This is a genomic window from Amycolatopsis sp. NPDC058278, assembly GCF_042881395.1.
In the GTDB taxonomy this organism is placed as follows: Bacteria; Actinomycetota; Actinomycetes; order Mycobacteriales; family Pseudonocardiaceae; genus Amycolatopsis.
Map to the genome: position 1 here is coordinate 1 of NZ_JBHVXZ010000093.1, position 16,817 is coordinate 16,817.

16 protein-coding genes are annotated in these 16,817 nt (G+C 73.0%); 7 read left to right on the top strand and 9 right to left on the bottom strand.

What is annotated here, in order from left to right; all coding sequences use genetic code 11:
* On the bottom strand, positions 1 to 2,846 hold a 2,846-nt coding region (locus ACFVYA_RS35635; RefSeq protein WP_387051320.1), incomplete at its 3' end, for an ATP-binding protein.
* 455 nt (positions 2,847 to 3,301) lie between these two features.
* On the opposite strand from ACFVYA_RS35635, the gene ACFVYA_RS35640 reads away from it, so the two are divergent.
* A complete protein-coding gene (locus ACFVYA_RS35640) occupies positions 3,302 to 4,549 on the top strand; it encodes a low temperature requirement protein A (RefSeq protein ID WP_387051322.1) in 1,248 nt (415 codons plus the stop codon).
* A 4-nt stretch (positions 4,550 to 4,553) separates the two neighbouring features.
* Here ACFVYA_RS35640 and ACFVYA_RS35645 read toward each other — a convergent pair whose 3' ends face one another.
* The 4 genes from ACFVYA_RS35645 to ACFVYA_RS35660 form a co-directional block, all read right to left on the bottom strand.
* Positions 4,554 to 4,991 carry a DUF6098 family protein gene (locus ACFVYA_RS35645; RefSeq protein ID WP_387051325.1) on the bottom strand — a complete coding sequence of 146 codons (438 nt, stop codon included), beginning with the start codon at positions 4,989 to 4,991 and terminating at the stop codon, positions 4,554 to 4,556.
* A 45-nt stretch (positions 4,992 to 5,036) separates the two neighbouring features.
* Positions 5,037 to 5,516 carry a hypothetical protein gene (locus tag ACFVYA_RS35650; RefSeq protein ID WP_387051327.1) on the bottom strand — a complete coding sequence of 160 codons (480 nt, stop codon included), beginning with the start codon at positions 5,514 to 5,516 and terminating at the stop codon, positions 5,037 to 5,039.
* Positions 5,513 to 7,900 (bottom strand): molybdopterin oxidoreductase family protein, encoded by a 2,388-nt coding sequence (locus ACFVYA_RS35655; protein ID WP_387051328.1) that lies wholly within the window; start codon positions 7,898 to 7,900, stop codon positions 5,513 to 5,515. The genes ACFVYA_RS35650 and ACFVYA_RS35655 overlap by 4 nt, the downstream gene beginning before the upstream one ends.
* Before the next feature lie 76 nt (positions 7,901 to 7,976).
* A complete protein-coding gene (locus tag ACFVYA_RS35660) occupies positions 7,977 to 8,453 on the bottom strand; it encodes a MarR family winged helix-turn-helix transcriptional regulator (RefSeq protein WP_387051331.1) in 477 nt (158 codons plus the stop codon).
* A gap of 80 nt (positions 8,454 to 8,533) precedes the next feature.
* On the opposite strand from ACFVYA_RS35660, the gene ACFVYA_RS35665 reads away from it, so the two are divergent.
* The 4 genes from ACFVYA_RS35665 to ACFVYA_RS35680 all read left to right on the top strand — a co-directional run bounded on the left by ACFVYA_RS35665 (position 8,534) and on the right by ACFVYA_RS35680 (position 12,044).
* Positions 8,534 to 8,890, top strand: coding sequence for a DUF6292 family protein (locus ACFVYA_RS35665; RefSeq protein ID WP_285990562.1), 357 nt, complete (start codon positions 8,534 to 8,536; stop codon positions 8,888 to 8,890).
* The gene (locus tag ACFVYA_RS35670) at positions 8,871 to 10,664 is read left to right on the top strand and encodes a thiamine pyrophosphate-requiring protein (protein ID WP_387051333.1); all 1,794 of its coding nucleotides are present in this window, start codon (positions 8,871 to 8,873) and stop codon (positions 10,662 to 10,664) included. The genes ACFVYA_RS35665 and ACFVYA_RS35670 overlap by 20 nt, the downstream gene beginning before the upstream one ends.
* Positions 10,665 to 10,737: 73 nt before the next feature.
* Positions 10,738 to 11,049 carry a hypothetical protein gene (locus tag ACFVYA_RS35675; protein ID WP_387051336.1) on the top strand — a complete coding sequence of 104 codons (312 nt, stop codon included), beginning with the start codon at positions 10,738 to 10,740 and terminating at the stop codon, positions 11,047 to 11,049.
* Positions 11,046 to 12,044, top strand: a complete 999-nt coding sequence (locus ACFVYA_RS35680) for an SDR family oxidoreductase (protein WP_387051338.1) — start codon at positions 11,046 to 11,048, stop codon at positions 12,042 to 12,044. The genes ACFVYA_RS35675 and ACFVYA_RS35680 overlap by 4 nt, the downstream gene beginning before the upstream one ends.
* A 6-nt stretch (positions 12,045 to 12,050) precedes the next feature.
* Here the strand turns inward: ACFVYA_RS35680 and ACFVYA_RS35685 are convergent, their stop codons facing one another.
* A complete protein-coding gene (locus tag ACFVYA_RS35685) occupies positions 12,051 to 12,677 on the bottom strand; it encodes a hypothetical protein (protein ID WP_387051341.1) in 627 nt (208 codons plus the stop codon).
* A gap of 102 nt (positions 12,678 to 12,779) precedes the next feature.
* On the opposite strand from ACFVYA_RS35685, the gene ACFVYA_RS35690 reads away from it, so the two are divergent.
* Both ACFVYA_RS35690 and ACFVYA_RS35695 read left to right on the top strand, forming a co-directional pair.
* Positions 12,780 to 13,220, top strand: a complete 441-nt coding sequence (locus ACFVYA_RS35690) for a hypothetical protein (protein WP_387051344.1) — start codon at positions 12,780 to 12,782, stop codon at positions 13,218 to 13,220.
* A 373-nt stretch (positions 13,221 to 13,593) separates the two neighbouring features.
* Positions 13,594 to 14,238: a hypothetical protein gene (locus ACFVYA_RS35695; RefSeq protein WP_387051346.1), complete on the top strand. Its 645-nt coding sequence runs from the start codon at positions 13,594 to 13,596 to the stop codon at positions 14,236 to 14,238.
* Between the two features lie 10 nt (positions 14,239 to 14,248).
* Here the strand turns inward: ACFVYA_RS35695 and ACFVYA_RS35700 are convergent, their stop codons facing one another.
* From ACFVYA_RS35700 to ACFVYA_RS35710, 3 genes are read right to left on the bottom strand one after another with little or no spacing between them, the layout of a single operon-like run.
* The gene (locus tag ACFVYA_RS35700; protein ID WP_387051347.1) at positions 14,249 to 15,055 is read right to left on the bottom strand and encodes a hypothetical protein; all 807 of its coding nucleotides are present in this window, start codon (positions 15,053 to 15,055) and stop codon (positions 14,249 to 14,251) included.
* The gene (locus ACFVYA_RS35705) at positions 15,052 to 15,570 is read right to left on the bottom strand and encodes a SigE family RNA polymerase sigma factor (RefSeq protein ID WP_285990554.1); all 519 of its coding nucleotides are present in this window, start codon (positions 15,568 to 15,570) and stop codon (positions 15,052 to 15,054) included. Before ACFVYA_RS35705 ends, ACFVYA_RS35700 begins: the two co-directional genes overlap by 4 nt.
* A 34-nt stretch (positions 15,571 to 15,604) precedes the next feature.
* A complete protein-coding gene (locus ACFVYA_RS35710; protein ID WP_387051368.1) occupies positions 15,605 to 16,777 on the bottom strand; it encodes a TetR/AcrR family transcriptional regulator in 1,173 nt (390 codons plus the stop codon).
* Positions 16,778 to 16,817: the final 40 nt, after the last annotated feature.

Genomic DNA, 16,817 nt, shown 5'->3' on the forward strand with positions numbered 1-16,817 from the left:
CTCTCCAACCGCGCGGCGCGCATGCCTTGGTAGTGGCGCGAAAGACTGCTGCGCACGGCGGCGGCGTCGCGGAAGGTCCCCCCGGCCTGCTCGCGCCCGCGGGGAACGACGGCACCGGGGGCGAGCTGCGCACCGGGCCGCCGGGTGGGCAGCCCGGCATCGGTGAGGTTCTGCGCGGCCGGCGGCTTGAGAGCGCTTTCGGCGGCTAGCCGCGTGCGGTCGGCCGAGGTGTCCCAGTCCCCGACGGAGGTCTGCCCGGGACGGACGGTGAGATCGGCGGCGTGCGCCGGCGCGGCGGAGGTTCCGGCCCGGTTGGGCCGGCTCGCCGCTTCGGCGAGTGCGCCCGGTTCCGCCGGAGTGGCTCGGTGCGCGGCGGAAGTCTCCGCGCGGGCGGGCCACGCCGCCTCGACCGGAGCGATCCGATCCACCGACTCCGACGAAACGGCACCCTCCGCCGCAGAAGCCTCCGCACGGCCCGGCCACCCCGCCTCGACCGAAGCGATCCGGTCCACCGACTCCGGCGAAACGGCTCCCTGCCCCGCAGAAGCCTCCGGACGGCCCGTCCGCCCTACCTCGACCGGGCCGATCCGGCCCGCCGACTCCGACGAAACAGCTCCCTGCCCCGCGGCAGCCTCCGCACGAGCCGGCCACGCCGCCTCAACCGAAGCGACCCGGTCCGCCGCGGATTCCGCCGCGGCCACCGAGTCCGCCGGCGCCCGGTGTGCCGCGGGCGGCTCGGGCGCGGAGTTCTCGTCCGGCTCTGCGGCCGCCGGCCGCTCCCCCGCTGCCGGCCACTGGACCGGGCCCTTTGCTCCGTTCCGGCGGACCACCGGCTTGGCCGGTGGCTCGGTGAACCAGCTCGTCACCACCTGCTCGAAGATCGGCGTCGAAGCCTGGGCCGGGACCACCGGCGGCCGCGGGTGACCGTTGCGGCTCGCCGCCACCAAGCGGCCCGCGCCGATCGGGCGGGCCAGGTCGGCCAGTACCAGCGCGCCCGGGACGTGGACGCTCGCCGTCACCCCCGCGTGGCGGCCCGCCGCTCCCGTTGCCCGCAACCGCACCGTCACCCCGTGCAGCGCCGCCAGCCTGCCGACCACGAACAGTCCCATCCGGCGCGTCGTCTCGGGGCCGACCGTCCCGGCCGCCGCCAGCCGGTCGTTCACCGTGGCCAGCTCCGCCGGGGTCATGCCCAGCCCCTGGTCGACCACCTCGATGAGCAGCCCGCCGTCGGCGCCGCGGTCGGCCGTCAGCGCCACCTTGTGCTCCGGCGGCGAAAAGCGCGTCGCGTTCTCCAGCAGCTCCGCGAGGATGTGCACCACGTCCGCCGCCGCTTCGGGCTGCACCGAACCGCGCGGCGCGTTGCCCAGCGCCACCCGGCGGTAGTCCTTGACCTCCGACGTCGCCGCGCGCAGCAGGTCGCGCGTCGGCACCGGCTCGCGGCCGTGGCGGACCGGGCGGCCGCCCGCCAGGACGTGCAGGTTCTCGCCGTTGCGGCGCAGCCGGGTCGCGATGTGGTCGATGCGGAACAGCTCGTCGAGCCGGCGCGGGTTCTGCTCGTCCGCCTCGAGGTCTTCGATGATCGACAGCTGCTGCTCGACCAGCGACTGGCTCCGCCGCGACAGCGTCATGAACATCTCGCTGACCTGCTTGCGCAGCTCGGCCTGCTCGACGGCGAGCCGGACCGCCTGGCGGTGCATGTCGTCGAACGCGCGCGCCAGCTGCCCGATCTCCTCGTCGGTCCGGACGCCGCTGCCGGGCACCGCGCGCCAGTCGACGTCGTGGCCTTCGCGGATCTGCCGGACGGTCTCCGGGAGCTGCTCGTTCGCCGCGCGCAGGGCGGCCGCGCGCAGCCGGCGCACCGGCGTGACCAGCGATCGCACCACCAGCAGCGCGATCGCGAGCGCGCCGAGCAGCGAACCGAGCACCAGGGCCGTGTCGCGCAGAGAATCCGCACGGGCCCGGTCGGCCGCGGCCGAGACGTCGCCCGCCAGCTTCGCCGCGACGTCGTCCAGCACGGCCGTCACGCCGGTCGTCTCCGCGGCGATCGAGGGCGCGAACGACGCGAGCGGCGCGTTGTTCCCGCTCTCCTGCAGTGCGTCGAGGCGGGCCTCGGCGGAACTCGTCGCCGCCTTGAAGCGGGCCAGGAGCGCTCCCGAGAGCTGGTGTTCGGCCTGCTCGCCGAGCACCTCCTGCTCGGCCGCGGTCTGCACGACGGCCGGGCGCAGCGAAGCGTCGTCCGGGCTGTTCCGGGCCGCCCGCGCGTAGGTCTCCTCGGTGGCCAGCTCGGCCCGCAGGTGCACCAGCAGCCGGGCGGTTTCGGCGCCCGCCGCGGTTTCGGCGCCGGCGTCGGCCGGGACGAAGGCGGGCACCAGGTCGCCGAGGGTGGCGATGATGTCGTTGTAGCCGGCGGCTTTCGTGCGGACGTCGCCGCCGCCGGCGCCGGCGGCGCGGATTCCGGCGAGCTTGCCCAGCGTGGTGTTCAGCGCCCGGCCGGTGTCGCCCGGCAGCGGCGCGAAACCGGTGTCGCGCTGAACCGCGGCCACCTTCGCGTCGACGGCCGCGGTCAACGTGTCCGGCGCGCCCGCCGGGACCGCGACCGCGGCCACCATTTCCGCACCCAGCGAGGCGGTCAGGTCGATCGTGTCGTGCAGCACCGGCAGCCGGTCGCGGGCCGCGCTGAGCGCGGTCGCCCGGTCGAGTTCGCCCTGGATCCGGACTTCCGCGAGCGCCACCGCGACCAGCACCGGCAGCAGCAGGACGACGCTGATCTTGGTGCGGACGCTCCAGTGCGCCGGCCACCACGCGGCGTCCACCGGACGGCGGAGCGTGGATCTGCTTTCGTGCATGGCGGAATCGCTCGATTCCCAGCCGCGCGCACGGCTGATGTCGAACTCGGACAGGACGAGGGGGCCCCAGTGCCGATCACGAACGCCGGCGGAGGGACTCCGGATCCCGGCTCCCGCACCGGGGACGACGTGGCGTTGATCGAACCGACCAGCAGCGAACATCACGCCCGGCGTGCTTGTCAACCCTGCGCAGCGGCGTTTCGGAATGCCGGGATCGAATTGCTTCCGCCGTTGACGCATAGTGTTCCGACGGTCGCTGCTTGCACAACGTTCAAGCGCGTTCACCCAGCTCCAGGAGGTACCGGACGCCGGAAGAGCGCACCGTCGGCACTGGCGGCAGAAATACCCACAGCAGCCGCCGGGCGCGAATTCGGCCCTTGCCCGAATGGTGTGTTATTAATTCCCACCCTTCCCGGGTGGGAGCCGCGGACGCCGGGTGCGGCAGAATCCCCGCAATGACCGATGTGGACGAAGACGCCGCCGCGCAGGGCAAGCGGGTCGGCTGGGTGGAGCTGTACTTCGACCTGGTCTTCGTGTTCGCGGTGGGCCAGGTGGCGCACAGCATCGTGGCCGATCCGCACTGGGCGCGCGTCGCCGGTGCGCTGGGGCTCTTCGCCACGCTGTGGTGGACGTGGATCGGCTTCGCGGTCCTCTACAACCGCCGCGGGGACGGCCACCGCGCGGCGGACCGGCTCTTCGTGCTCGCCGGCACCATCCCGTGCGCCATCGCCGCCACCCAGGTGCACCACGTCTTCGAGGGCCACCCCGCGATCTTCGCGGGGGCGATGGCCGGCGTCCGCGTGGTCCTGGCGGCCGCCCACCGGTGGCCGGCCCGGCCCGGGCTCGACCAGCGCCGGATCAGCACCGGCTACGCCGCTTCCGCGGTCATGTTCGCGGTCTCGGCCGTGCTCCCCTCCAGCTGGTGGCTCTGGGCGTTCGCGCTGGTGCAGGAGGCGGGGTTCCTGCTGCTCGGCGACCGGCGCCGGCGACGCCGCGGTGAGCCGCGGGAGCGGCCGACGCGGGAGACGCGGCTGCGGGACATGCTCGACCGGCCCCGCGACCCCAACCTGGCGGTCGACTCCGCTCACCTCGCCGAACGCTTCGGGCTGTTCATGATCCTGCTGCTCGGCGAGCTGGTGATCACGGTCGGCACCGCCGCGCTCGAACGCCCCGCCGACGACGTCGCCTACTGGTCGGCCACGGTCGGCGGGCTGGTGCTCGCCGGCGCGTTGTGGTGGATGTACTTCACCTCGGCCGCGGAGATCTCCGAGCGCATGCTCGGCCTCTCCGGCGGCCACCCCGCGGTGGCCTATTCGCTGTACGCCGGCGGTCACCTCCCGCCGGCGTTCGCGCTGCTGTTGATGGCGGCCGGGGTGGACCTCTCGCTGCACGAGTCCCCGCCGCCCGCGGCGGGCTGGCTCCTCACCGCGGGCCTGGCGGTCTACATCGCCGGCACCCGGGTTTTCGCGGGTGCCCACGCCCGCTGGTACCAGCGGGCGGCCCGGATCGCTTCGCTCGTCGTGACGGTGAACCTCGCCCACCTGGGCCGGGTCCTCCCGGCGCCCGCGGTGGTCGTGGTGGTCGCCGTCTGGGGTGTCGGCATGACCGCGGTCAGCACGGTCGTGCGCCGGCGGGACATCGAGCGCCTCGGCGACAACCCCCTGGCGTTCCTGGTGCGAGGCCGCGACGCACCCGGGCGGTGACCCCTCAGCGCGCACCGCGCCGGTCCATCGGCCCCCACTCGCGCGACCCCTGCTCCTCCACCAGCCGGCGGGCCTCCTGCAGCACCTCGTCCGCCACCCACGCCAGCGGCTCCACCGCCACCACGAGCGGCTCGTTGTCCGGGCCGCGGGCGATCTCGCGGCCGCGCAGGACCCAGGGCCGCACCCCCGGGCCGCGCAGGTCCCGCAGGTGCTCGTAGTCGTAGAGGCGGCGCGCGAGCCACAGCCTCAGCGAACGGTCGTGCCACCACGGCTCCAGCCGGAGGGAATTGGCCGACAGCCCCGGCAGCGCGATCCCGGTCAGGCCGTCCCGGCTCGAACCCGAGTCCGCCAGGTCGATCTCCGGGCCGCGGGACCAGCGGACGTACAGGTCGTCGCCGCGTTCCGCCTCGAACAGCCTGGTCAGCTCGGCCAGATCCGTCACCGTGGGCAGCATGATCACGCATTACCCCCGTCGCGGACGGGTAACCTAGCTGGTCAGGATCTGCGGGGACAGCACCTTGAGCATCGCGTTCGTCCACTTCAGCTGCCGCAGCGTCTGCGGGTGGCAGCGGGTCGCCAGCTCGAGCAGCCCGGTGTCCTTCGCCGCCTGGGCGCTCTGGGCGAGCAGCTCCCAGTCGAGTGACACGCCCGCCGCGCGGCGGTGGAGGCGGCGCAGGTCCGCGAGCAGGAGCAGGCCCGGCTCCGGACGGCGGCCGCTCAGCTCCGCCAAAGCCCTCCGCAACGGCTCCAGCGGGCCGGGGCCGGGGACGTCCTCGCCGAGCTCCAGGTCGTAGGCCCGGCCGGCGCGGGCGATGTCCCGCACGTGCGCCGCCGACCAGGCCGCCAGGTCGCGGGCGACGTGGTGGACCTCGTGCTCCGCGTGGTGCCGGTCGGACGTCTTCAGCAGGTCCTTGGCCAGCGCCGTCTCCGCTCGGTGCAGTTCGCGCAGCACCAGTCCGAGCTTCATCGGACGACCTCCTCGTCGACGGCCGCGGGCACCGGTTCGGGCCGCGGCGCCGCGACGGCGGCGACCTTCCGCAGCGCGGCCGCGGCCGTCTTGAACAGCGGCTGCTTGGACACCGGGTCCCAGTCGGTGAACGTCAGCTCGTTGGCCGCGCGGTCGCCGTCCTTGCCCGCCGGGTGCTCGACGTCCCAGTAGCCGTAGTGGAACGGCAGGAACAGCACGCCGTCGCGGATGCCGCCGACGCGGACCCGGGCGCGGACCGCCCCGCGGGGTGTCGAGACCTCCGCGAGGTCGCCTTCGGCCAGCCCGGCGGCCGCCGCGTCGCGTTCGGACACCTCCAGCCACACCTCCGGCGCGGCCGCGCGCAGCTCCGGTGCCCGGCCGGTTTTCGTGCGGGTGTGGAAGTGGTGGATCGTCCGGCCGTTGATCAGGAAGAACGGGTGGTCCTCGCTCGGCGCTTCGTGCGGCGGCACGTACTCGGCGGCCTTGAACATGGCCTTGCCGTCCGGGTTCATCGCCCGGTACTCGGCAGGTTCCAGGGGCGCCCCGGTGACGAGGTCGCGGCCGTAGCTCTCGCAGTAGTCGGGCCGGGCGAAGAACTTCCCGTCGGCGTACAACCGCTCTGTCCCGTGCGGACTGTCCGAAGTGCACGGCCATGGGATCCCGCTGACTTCGCGCAGCTTCGCGTAGCTCAAGCCGCTGTAGTCGCACGGCCTTCCCTCCGACGCGCGCTTCCACGCCTCGAACGCCGATTCGGCGTCGTGCCACTGCGGGAACGGTTCGCCGTCGTTGCCGCGGAAGTCCATCCGCCGCGCGTAGTCGAGGAAGATGTCCAGGTCGGGACGCGCCTGCCCGGGCGGGTCGACCGCCTTCTCCGACAGGTGCACCGTGCGGTCGGCGTTGGTGAACGTGCCGGTCTTCTCGCCCCAGATCGCCGCGGGCAGCACGACGTCGGCGAATTCGGTGGTCTCGGTGCGGAACGCGTCCTGCACGACCAGGAACAACCGCGAGGAGTCCAGGATGGACCGGATGCGGTGCAGCTCGGGCAGCGACACGGCCGGGTTGGTGGCCGACACCCACAGGAACCGCAGGGTGCCGGTTTCGGCGTAGCGCAGCATCTGCATGAGGTGCGTCGGCGGCCCGTAGTGCGGGATCTTGGCGGTGTCGACGTTCCACAGCGACGCCAGCTCGGCCACGTGCGCGTCGTTCGCCCAGTTCCGGAAGCCCGTCAGGTCGCCGTCGGCGCCGCATTCGCGGGTGTTCTCCGCGGTGGGCTGGCCGTTCATCTGCAGCACGCCGGCGCCGGGCCGGCCCAGCATGCCGCGCAGCAGCACGAGGTTGTTGACCTGCACCGCGGCCGCGGACGCCTGGTGCGACTGGTAGAAGCCCTGCAGCACCGTGCACAGCAGCCGCTCCGCCGAACCGAGCAGCCGGGCGGCTTCGCGGAGCTGCCCGGCATCGACGCCGCAGATGCGCGCGGCGCGCTCGGGCGGGTAGTCCGCGACCATCGCCGCGAGGTCGTCGTAACCCACCGCGCAGCGGTCGACGTACTCGCGATCGACCCACCCGTGCTCGATGATCTCGTGCAGCAGCCCGTTCATCAGCGCCACGTTGGTCCCGGGCAGCGGCGCCAGGTGCAGTGTCGCCGCCCGGGCGACCGGGGTGTCCCGAGGGTCGACGCACAGCACCGCGGGCGGGTTCGGCCCGGCGAGCCGGTCGAGCACGCGCGACCACAGGACGGCCTGCGTTTCGGCCATGTTGTGCCCGAAGAGGGCGATGACGTCGGCGTGGTCGACGTCCGCGTAGGACGCCGGCTGGCCGTCGCAGCCGAAGGACTCCTTCAGCGCCGCGGCCGCGGTCGCCGTGCAGAGCCGGGTGTTGCCGTCGAGGTGGTTGGTGCCCAGCCCGCCGCGGGCGATCGCGGCGAGCGTGTAGTACTCCTCCGCGAACAGCTGGCCGCTGGTGTAGAAGCCGAGCGCGCCGGGCCCGTGGGCGTCGAGGAGCTCCTTGCTGCGCGAAACGACCAGGTCCATCGCCTCGTCCCAGCTCGCCTCGACGAGTTCGCCGTTCTTGCGCACCAGCGGCGTGGTCAGGCGGTCGGGCGAGGAGTTGGCCTGCCAGCCGAAGAGGTCCTTCGGATCGAGGCGGCCGTGGTTGACGCGGTCGTCGGCGCGGCCGCGGACCCCGGCGATCCGGCCGTCCTTCACCGCGATGTCGAGCCCGTCGCCGTTCGAGTGCAGCACCGCGGCGCTGCGGACCCAGCGGTCGACGTCGTCCGGGCGCAGCCCGTCGGCGAGGCGGCTGTCCACCCGCACCGGCCACGGTTCCCCCGGGCCGTAGGGCGTTCTGGTCCCCCAGGGCTCGGTGACTCCGTCGCGCTTGCCCACCGCAACAACCTCCGATCACGACTCGGCCGGACGGGGATACCCGCGATGCCCGCCGGCAAACTTCGTTCCGCGGCTTTTAGTTTGCGCGACGCAAAAGTGAGCGGGAATCCGATTTGTCCGCTTCGACCGCCCCGGCGAACCGCTCGAAGGCGGCGATCGCGGCCGTCCGCGTCACGGGATCGAGCCTGCTCAGCACGCCCGCCAGCACTCGGCGGCGATCGCGGTCGACGCGGTCCACGAGCTGCCGCCCCGGCCCGGTCGGGGCGAGCAGCGTTTCGCGCCGATTCAGCGGATTGGGGGCCTTTTCCAGCAGGTTCAACGCGACCAGCCGGTCACACGCCCGGGTGACCGACGACGGGTTCATCGCCAGCTCGCGCGCCACCCGGCCCATGGTGACCGGGGTCCGGTCGACCACCACCCGCAGCGCGCGGAACTGGGTCAGCGTCAGCTGCTCGGTGTTCCGCTCGACGGTCGAGTCGGCGATCAGCACCATCGCCCGCAACGCCGCCAAAGCCGCGTCGGCGCCGTCCTGTTCCTGCCACGTTTGCGTCACGCAAGTATGATAGCCGGGGAAAGCGGGTACAGCGATTTCGTGAGCGCCGACGGTGACCACGGAAGGAGGCGTCCGCGCCGGTGAAACCGGATCCCGGGCACGTCGAGGCCACGGCCCTGCGCGACTACGTCGAGACCGTCGCCGAGCTGCTGCGCGTCGAACCGGCCGCGTCGTGGAGTGAACACGGCAGCCCGTCCACCGCCTACATCGCGCTGGCCGACCGGCACGCGGGCCGGTTGCTGATGCTGTCGTGGACCGACGGTGGCGGGTGGTGCCTGGCCGTGGAACCGGACGGCGCGGAAGAGCCCGCGGTCCTGGTCCGGTGGCCCGAACCGGCGCGGCCCCGGCCCGCCGTGGTGGCCCGCCGGGTGCACGAGGCGCTCACCGAAGCGGCACCGCACGCCAAAGGGAGTACTCATGAGCCAGACAGTCGGTGACTACCTGCTCCAGCGCTTGCGCGAGTGGGGTGTCGAGCAGGTTTTCGCCTATCCCGGCGACGGGATCAACGGCCTCGTCGCCTCGTTCGGCAAAGCGGACAACCAGCCGCGGTTCGTCCAGGCCCGGCACGAGGAGATGGCCGCCTTGTCCGCGGTCGGCTACGCGAAGTTCAGCGGCAACGTCGGTGTCTGCATGGCCACCTCCGGCCCGGGCGCGATCCACCTGCTCAACGGGCTCTACGACGCCAAGCTCGACCACGTCCCGGTGGTCGCGATCGTCGGGCAGACCGCACGCAGCGCGATGGGCGGCAGCTACCAGCAGGAAGTCGACCTGCAGGCGCTCTACAAGGACGTGGCGAGCGAATACCTCGTCGAGGTCAACGTCGCCGAGCAGCTGCCGAACGCCCTCGACCGGGCGATCCGGACGGCCGAGTCGTCCCGCTGCCCGACCGCCCTGATCATCCCCGCGGATCTGCAGGAGGAGGAGTACTCCCCGCCGCAGCACGCGTTCAAGCAGGTGCCCTCCAGCCCGCCGAGCACGTCCTGGCCCCGGCCGGTGCCGCCCGAGGCCGACATCGCCGCGGCGGCCGAGGTGCTCAACGCCGGTGAGAAGGTCGCCATCCTCGTCGGGCAGGGCGCCCGCGGCGCGGCCGAGGAGGTCCGCGAGGTCGCCGAGATCACCGGCGCGGGCGTCGCCAAGGCGTTGCTGGGCAAGGATGTCCTGCCCGACGACCTGCCGTGGGTGACCGGCTCGATCGGGCTGCTCGGCACCCGCCCGAGCTACGAGCTGATGCGCGACTGCGACACGCTGCTGATCGTCGGCTCGAACTTCCCGTACAGCCAGTTCCTGCCGGACTTCGGCCAGGCGCGCGCGGTGCAGATCGACCTGGACGGCCGGCTGATCGGGATGCGCTACCCGACCGAGGTCAACCTCGTCGGCGACAGCGCGGCCACGCTGCGCGCGCTGCTGCCGAAGCTGACGAGCAAGCCGGACCGGGCGTGGCGCGAGACGATCGAGAAGAACGTCGCCTCCTGGTGGGAGACCGTCGAAAAGGAAGCCGCCGTCGACGCCGACCCGGTGAACCCGATGGCGATCGTCTCCGAGCTGTCGAAGCGGATCCCGGAGAACGCCATCGTCACCGCGGACTCCGGTTCCTCCACCAACTGGTACGCCCGCAACCTCCGCATGCGCGGGGACATGCGCGGGTCGCTGTCGGGCACCCTGGCCACGATGGGCCCGGGCGTGCCGTACGCCATCGGCGCCAAGTTCGCCCACCCCGACCGGCCGGTGATCGCCCTCGTCGGCGACGGCGCCATGCAGATGAACGGCCTCGCCGAGCTGATCACCATCGCCCGCTACCACACCCTGTGGAGCGACCCGACCTGCGTGATCTGCGTCTTCCACAACAACGACCTCAACCAGGTCACCTGGGAGCTGCGCGCGATGGGCGGCGCCCCGAAGTTCGAGGAGTCCCAGAGCCTGCCGGACGTCGACTACGCCGGGTTCGCGCTGTCCCTCGGGCTGTCAGCCGTCACGGTCGACAAGCCGGACCAGCTCGCTTCGGCCTGGGACACGGTGCTGACCGCGGGCAAACCGGCGGTGCTGGACGTCCGCTGCGACCCGGACGTGCCGCCGATCCCGCCGCACGCCACGTTCGAGCAGGTGAAGTCGGCCGCCCAGGCGGTGCTGAAGGGCGACCCCGACGCGTTCCACCTCGTGGCGCAGGGGGTCAAGACGAAGCTGCAGGAGTTCCTGCCCGGGAAGACCCGGTGACGACGATCGAGCGGGCCGGCGCCGCGGCGGTGGGGGTCGCGGCCTCGGGTGTCGCCGTGGCGCGGAGGGTCCGGTGACGCGCGGGGTCGCGGCGGCGCGGGCGGTGTGGGGCGTCGGGATCCTGGTCGCTTCGCGCCGGCTGCCGATCCCGCGGAAAGTGGCGCTGGCGTTGGGGATCCGGCACCTGGCCCAGGCCACGGCCGTGCTGCGGCGGCCGGACGGCCTGATGGCCCGCCGGGGCTGGACACTCGACGCGGCGCACAGCGCCAGCATGCTCGGACTGGCCGTGGTGTCCCGCCGGTGGCGGGCCGCGGCACTGGCGAACGCGGTGGTCGCGGCCGCTTGGGCCCGCGCGGCCCGCACCGGAGAACGGAGGCAATCATGAACCAGGTCGTGGTCGTGACCGGGGCCAGCGGCGGTATCGGCCGCGCGGTCGCGCGGGCGTTCGGGGCCCGGCAGGCCCGGGTGGCCCTGCTGGCGCGGGGGAAGAAAGGCCTCGAAGCCGCGGCGGAAGACGTCACCCGCGCCGGCGGGACGGCCCTCGCGATCCCCACCGACGTCGCCGACTTCGGCCAGGTCGACGCGGCCGCTTCCCGGGCCGAGAAGGAGCTGGGTCCGATCGACGTGTGGGTGAACGTGGCGTTCACGTCGGTGTTCGCGCCGTTCGCCGAGATCGAGCCGGACGAGTTCCGCCGCGTCACCGAAGTGAGTTACCTCGGCTACGTCCACGGCACGATGGCCGCCCTGCACCGGATGAAGCCACGCGACCGCGGCACGATCGTGCAGGTGGGTTCGGCGCTGGCGTACCGCGGGATCCCGTTGCAGAGCGCGTATTGCGGGGCGAAGCACGCGATCCAGGGCTTCAACGAGGCGTTGCGCTGCGAGCTGCTGCACGACGGCAGCCACGTCCGCACGACGATGGTCCAGATGCCGGCGGTGAACACGCCGCAGTTCTCGTGGGTCCGGTCCAAGCTGCCGCACCAGGCCCAGCCGGTGCCGCCGATCTACCAGCCGGAGGTGGCGGCGCGCGCGGTGTTGCACGCGGCCGAGCACCCGCGTCGCCGCGAGTACTGGGTCGGCGGGAGCACCGTCGGAACGTTGATCGCGAACGCCGTCGCGCCGGGTGTGCTCGATCGGTACCTCGCCCGGACCGGGTACCGGTCCCAGCAGACGGGGGCGAAGAAGCCCGCCGACCAGCCGGAGAACCTGTGGTCGCCCGCGGATCGCGAGCGGGACTTCGGTGCGCACGGCCGGTTCGACGCCAAGGCGACGCCGAGGAGCGTGCAGCTGTGGGCGAGCCGGCACCACGGTGCCGTCGCCGCAGCGGGGAGTGCCTTGGCCGCGACGGCGCTGGCGGTGTGGCGGCGGGCGCGGTCGTGACCGGGCTCAGGCCGGCCGGTCACCACTGCGGGCGCGCCGGAGCTTGACCGGCTGGAAGCCCTTCCACTCCTCGATGGTGACTTCCGTCATCACGTACCCCGCGGGAACGTGCTCCCGGTTGTGGCCGCCCGGCCCGTACACGTGGATCGCGAGCAAGACCTCGCAGGCCTCGCTCGCGAGGTGGAACCGCTCGACAGGGACGAACCCGCAGCCCGCCTCGAGAGCAGCCCCGCGGAGCTTCTCGAGCACTTCGGCTTCGGTGCCGGGGCGCAGGGTCTGCACGGTCACCCCGGGGAGGAACGAGATGACGTAGTACTTTTGCCTCAGCTCCCGGATGACCTGGCCGTCGCGGGCGCCGATCCGGTCCGCGAGCTCGAAGTAGCGGCGGAACCGGCGGCGGGCGATGAGGTCCAGCATGGAGAAGAAGACCGCCCACGCCAGGACGGGCGCGATCAGGAACGCCCAGAACCCGCTCCGCCAGTCTCCGGTCGCGAGGGGCAGCCCGACGGCGCTCGAGACGAAGAACAGCAGCACCCAGCAGCAGCAACCACGCATGCGGCCCCTCTCGCCCCCACGCAGGTTAACGCCGATCGGCCGCCCGGTCACCGCGATCCGGCCGGTGCCGCCGGACATCGGCCGAAAGGACGAGCCCGCGGCGGCCGAACCGCCCCTTCGGCCGAGGTGACCCGCCCCTTCCCTCCCCTAGCTTGATCGTCAGGCGGGGAGGAGGGGACCATGAAGTTCACCGCCAAGCGAGTCGTCGTTTCCGCGGTTGTGGCCGGGGTGGCCGTGGTCGCCGTCGGGGCCACCGTCATCGCCACCGCCGCGGATCCCGTCTCGCCCGAAGTCACCGGCTCGACCCCGGCCGATGCCGACCACGAGAACGAAGGCAAGTACACCGCCGGGGACTACGTGCTCACCGTGCACGAACTCGACGACGACGGCGAAGGCACGAGCACCGCCATCGGACCGCACACCACCTACTACTCGAAGACCTTGCACGGCAATGGAAACCGGCAGCACACGGTCGTCAAGTTCTCGGCCGGGCCGGACGCCGACGGGCCGATCGTCTTCAGCTACCCCGTTCCCGCGCCCGGCCGGGCCGTGGGCTGCGTGGCCTCCGGGACCGAGGCCGCGCCGCAGGTGCGGTGCGAGACCGAGTTGCCCGCGAGGTGATCGACTCGGTGCAGTCCGGAGCACGCCGCGTTGCCCCGCCGACCCCAGGAGCACGACGTGCGTACTCTCCTCTGCCTCGCCGCTGTCCTTCTCTCCGTGCCCACCGGCAGCGCGCAAGCCGCCACGACGCAGAAGTGGCCCGGTGATCCCGCCGTCTCGGTCGCCGATCCCGCGGGGGTGCTCGGCGACAACGTCAGCGGGCTCTCCTTCGACGGCCCCGATGTGTTGTGGGCGGTCAAGAACGGCCCGGGCACGCTCTACCGGCTCCTCCGCGACGGCAGCACCTGGCGGCCCATCGACAACTGGAAGCCGCGCTACCGGGGACGGCAGCGGCGACCCGGACGCCGAAGGGGTCGTCGTCACCCCCGATGGCGTGTTCGCCGCGACCGAGCGCGACAACGACGGAGACGGCAGCCTGCTGAAAGTGCTGCGGTACGACACCGGATCGACAGCGAGCGAACTCGACGCGTCCGCGGAATGGGACCTCACCGGCGACCTGCCCGCCGTCGACGACAACGGCGGTTTCGAAGGCATCAGCTGGATCCCCGACACCTTCCTGACCGCCGGCGGCTTCCGCGACGACCACACCAAGGCGCCCTACGACCCGGCGGTCTACCCCGGCCACGGGACCGGCCTCTACTTCCTGGGCCTCGAAGACGAAGGCCGGATCCACGCCTACGCCCTCGACCAGGCCGGCGGCGGGTTCACCCGGGTGGCGTCGTTCTCGGCCGGCTTCCCGAAGGTCATGGAGCTGGAGTTCGACCCGGCGACCGGCAGCCTCTGGTCGGTCTGCGACGACACCTGCTCCGGCAAATCGGCGACGCTGAAGCTCTCCGGCGGCAAGTTCACCGTGACCGCGACCTACGCCCGGCCGTCGAAGATGCCGAACTACAACAACGAAGGGTTCGCGATCGCCCCGGCCTGCGGCGCCGGGCGCCGCGCGGTCGTGTGGTCCGACGCCGACGACGGCGACGACGGCGGCCACGCCCTGCGCACGGGGACGCTGCCCTGCGGCTGAAACCCCGGCGTCAGCCGCCGTGGCCCGGGCCGGTGTTCGCCTCCGCAACTTTGGTGAACCCGGCCGGGATCTGCGGGGTGTTGACCGTCTTCACCAGGTCGGGCGTCCGGGGCAGGAACGCGAGGTCGCTGGCGGTCTTCCGGCCGTCCGCGTCCGTCGTGACCCGGTACACCGGCAGGTAGGTGGTGGCGTCGACCCACAGCTCCCCCGCCGGGTGGCCGAGCTTGATCACCTGGTGTCCCCGGTACTCGCCCGACCCGACGATCTCCTGCCCGCCGGTGATCGACTTCTTGATCCGGTCGGCGAAGCTCGTCTTCGGCGGCAGCTCGCCCGCCACGTAGCCGGGCAGCTTCGTGTCTTCGGTCGAAAACGTCCGATCCTTGTGGTTCACCGTCGTGTCCAGCAAGTGCGCGGCGTGGTCGATCACGGGCGAGCTGTCCCACGCCTCGATCCGGGTGGCGCCGGTGCCGTAGACCCAGTACTGGCTCATCGTGACCTGGTCCTGGTACCAGACCGTGCCTTCGTCGTGGTCGACGATCCGGTAGACGTACCCCGGGCCGCCGTCCAGCGCGGCCGAAACCCGCTCGACGACGTAGGCGGCGTTCCGGACCTCCGGGACGCCGGTGGGCACGCTCGCGAGGGTGGCGGCCACCAGCACCGCCAGCACGCCGGTCCCGACCGCGCCGCGGGTGACCAGGGTGCGCCGCCGCGCCCGGCGGGCCCGCCCGAGGACGACGTCGGGGTCGGTCCGGAAGGTTTCGCCGTCGACGGCCCGCCGGAGGTCTTCGCGAAGCCGGTTCTCCTGTTCGGTGTTCACAGCTTGGTCCCCGTCCGGTCGAAGAAGGATTTGAGGCCGGCCAGCGCCCGGGAGCTCTGGCTCTTCACGGTGCCCGTCGAGCAGCCGAGGACCGCCGCCGTCTCGCGCTCGGACAGGCCCTCCAGGTAGCGCAGCACCACCGTCGCGCGCTGCCGCAACGGCAACGTCAGCAGCGCCTGCCGGAGGCCGTCGCGCCGGATCACGTCGTCGGACGGGTCGGCCACCGTGGGCTCGTCGGCGAACTCCGCGACCGGCACCGAGCGCTCCCGCCGCCGCCACCGCCCGCGCACCTCGTTGAGCAGGATGCGCCGGACGTAGGCCTCCGGGCTGTCAGCCTGCCGCACCCGCCGCCAGTGCTGGTAGGCCTTGACCAGCGTGTCCTGGACCACGTCGTCGGCCAGGTGCCGGTCACCGCAGAGCAGGTACGCGCTCTGGTGCAGGGGCGTTCCCCGGCTGCGCACGAACTCGCGGAACTCCGCGTCGCGGCCGGTCCCGGCGTCCTCTGTCTGCTTCACACTGAGGTAGATGTGATCATGCGCCGGAAAGTTGTCAGCCGGCCGGAGATCGCAGCCCGAGGGCGCTCACGAGCAACGCGGCCACCGCGGCGCGGTGCTCCGGGCGGTCCGCCCACCGCAGCCGGCGACCGGCCTCGACCACCACGCCGAAGCCCGCGTGCACCAGCACCCGGGCCTGGCGGGCGTCGAGTTCCGGGCGGGCTTCGCGCAGGTGCTGCTCCCACACGGCGATGTGCTCGCGCTGCGCCGCGACCAGCGGGCGGCGCAGGCCGTCGGGCAGGCCGGCGATTTCCGCGTTGGCCACGCTGTTGAGGGCACTGTGCTCGAAGCTGTACGCCACGTACGTCGCCGTCAGCGCGCTCAAGGCGCCGTGCGGATCGGTCGTCCCGCGCAGGTTGTGCTCGACCGCCTGGGCCAGCAGCCCCGCGGCTTGCAGGCAGGCCGCCGCCAGGATGTCGGCCTTGCCCGGGAAGTACCGGTAGAGCGCGGACGGCACCAGCCCCACCGCCTCGGCGATCCGGCCGTTCGTCACGGTGGCGAACCCGTCCCGTTCGAACAGCGGGACGGCGGCCGCGAGGATCTCCGAACGCCGGGTCCGGGGCACCGGCGGGGCGGGGATCTCGACGAAGGGCGCGTGCGCCGCGGCGGGGCCGGTGGCGGCCACCCGCCGGGCCGCGGCCTGCAGCAGTTCCCCGACCCGGCGCCGGCCGATCGAGTTGTGGTGGGTCGTGACCGACCCGATGGCCCCCAGCGCCGCCACGGCCCGCAGGTGCTCGCCGGGCCACGGGTGCTCGCGCCGCACCGCCTCCGCCACGCGCTCGACGACCTGCGCGAACTTCCCCGCGAGCAGCCGGCGGTCTTCGCGCTCGAGGTACCGGGCCTCCCACCGGTACACGCCCCCGGTTTCCCGGTGGGCGACGGTCACCCGGGTGACGGCGGCGAAGATCTCCGCGAGGGCCGCGTCCGGGGCCACCTCGGCGAGCGCGGCGACGAGCCGGTCCGCCATGACGTTCGCGCACTCGGCGAACAGCGCGTACTTGTTCGGGAAGTGCCGGTACAGGGCGGCCGCGGTGATGCCCACGCGCGCCGCGATCTCCTCCATGGACGCCGCGTGGTAGCCGCGCTCGCTGAACACCGCGGCCCCCGCCTCGACGATGAGCTGCCGCCGGTTGCGGGGCCGGACGGCCGCGGCCGGCTGGGCGGTCACCGCGGCCGCCGGGGAGAGGTGCGCGGGGCCATGCTTGTCA

Coding starts and splice junctions, on each gene's coding strand:
- ACFVYA_RS35640 (WP_387051322.1), top strand. CDS start 3,302: ATGACCGATGTGGACGAAGACGCCGCCGCGCAGGGCAAGCGGGTCGGC.
- ACFVYA_RS35650 (WP_387051327.1), bottom strand. CDS start 5,516: ATGAAGCTCGGACTGGTGCTGCGCGAACTGCACCGAGCGGAGACGGCG.
- ACFVYA_RS35670 (WP_387051333.1), top strand. CDS start 8,871: ATGAGCCAGACAGTCGGTGACTACCTGCTCCAGCGCTTGCGCGAGTGG.
- ACFVYA_RS35680 (WP_387051338.1), top strand. CDS start 11,046: ATGAACCAGGTCGTGGTCGTGACCGGGGCCAGCGGCGGTATCGGCCGC.
- ACFVYA_RS35685 (WP_387051341.1), bottom strand. CDS start 12,677: ATGTCCGGCGGCACCGGCCGGATCGCGGTGACCGGGCGGCCGATCGGC.
- ACFVYA_RS35690 (WP_387051344.1), top strand. CDS start 12,780: ATGAAGTTCACCGCCAAGCGAGTCGTCGTTTCCGCGGTTGTGGCCGGG.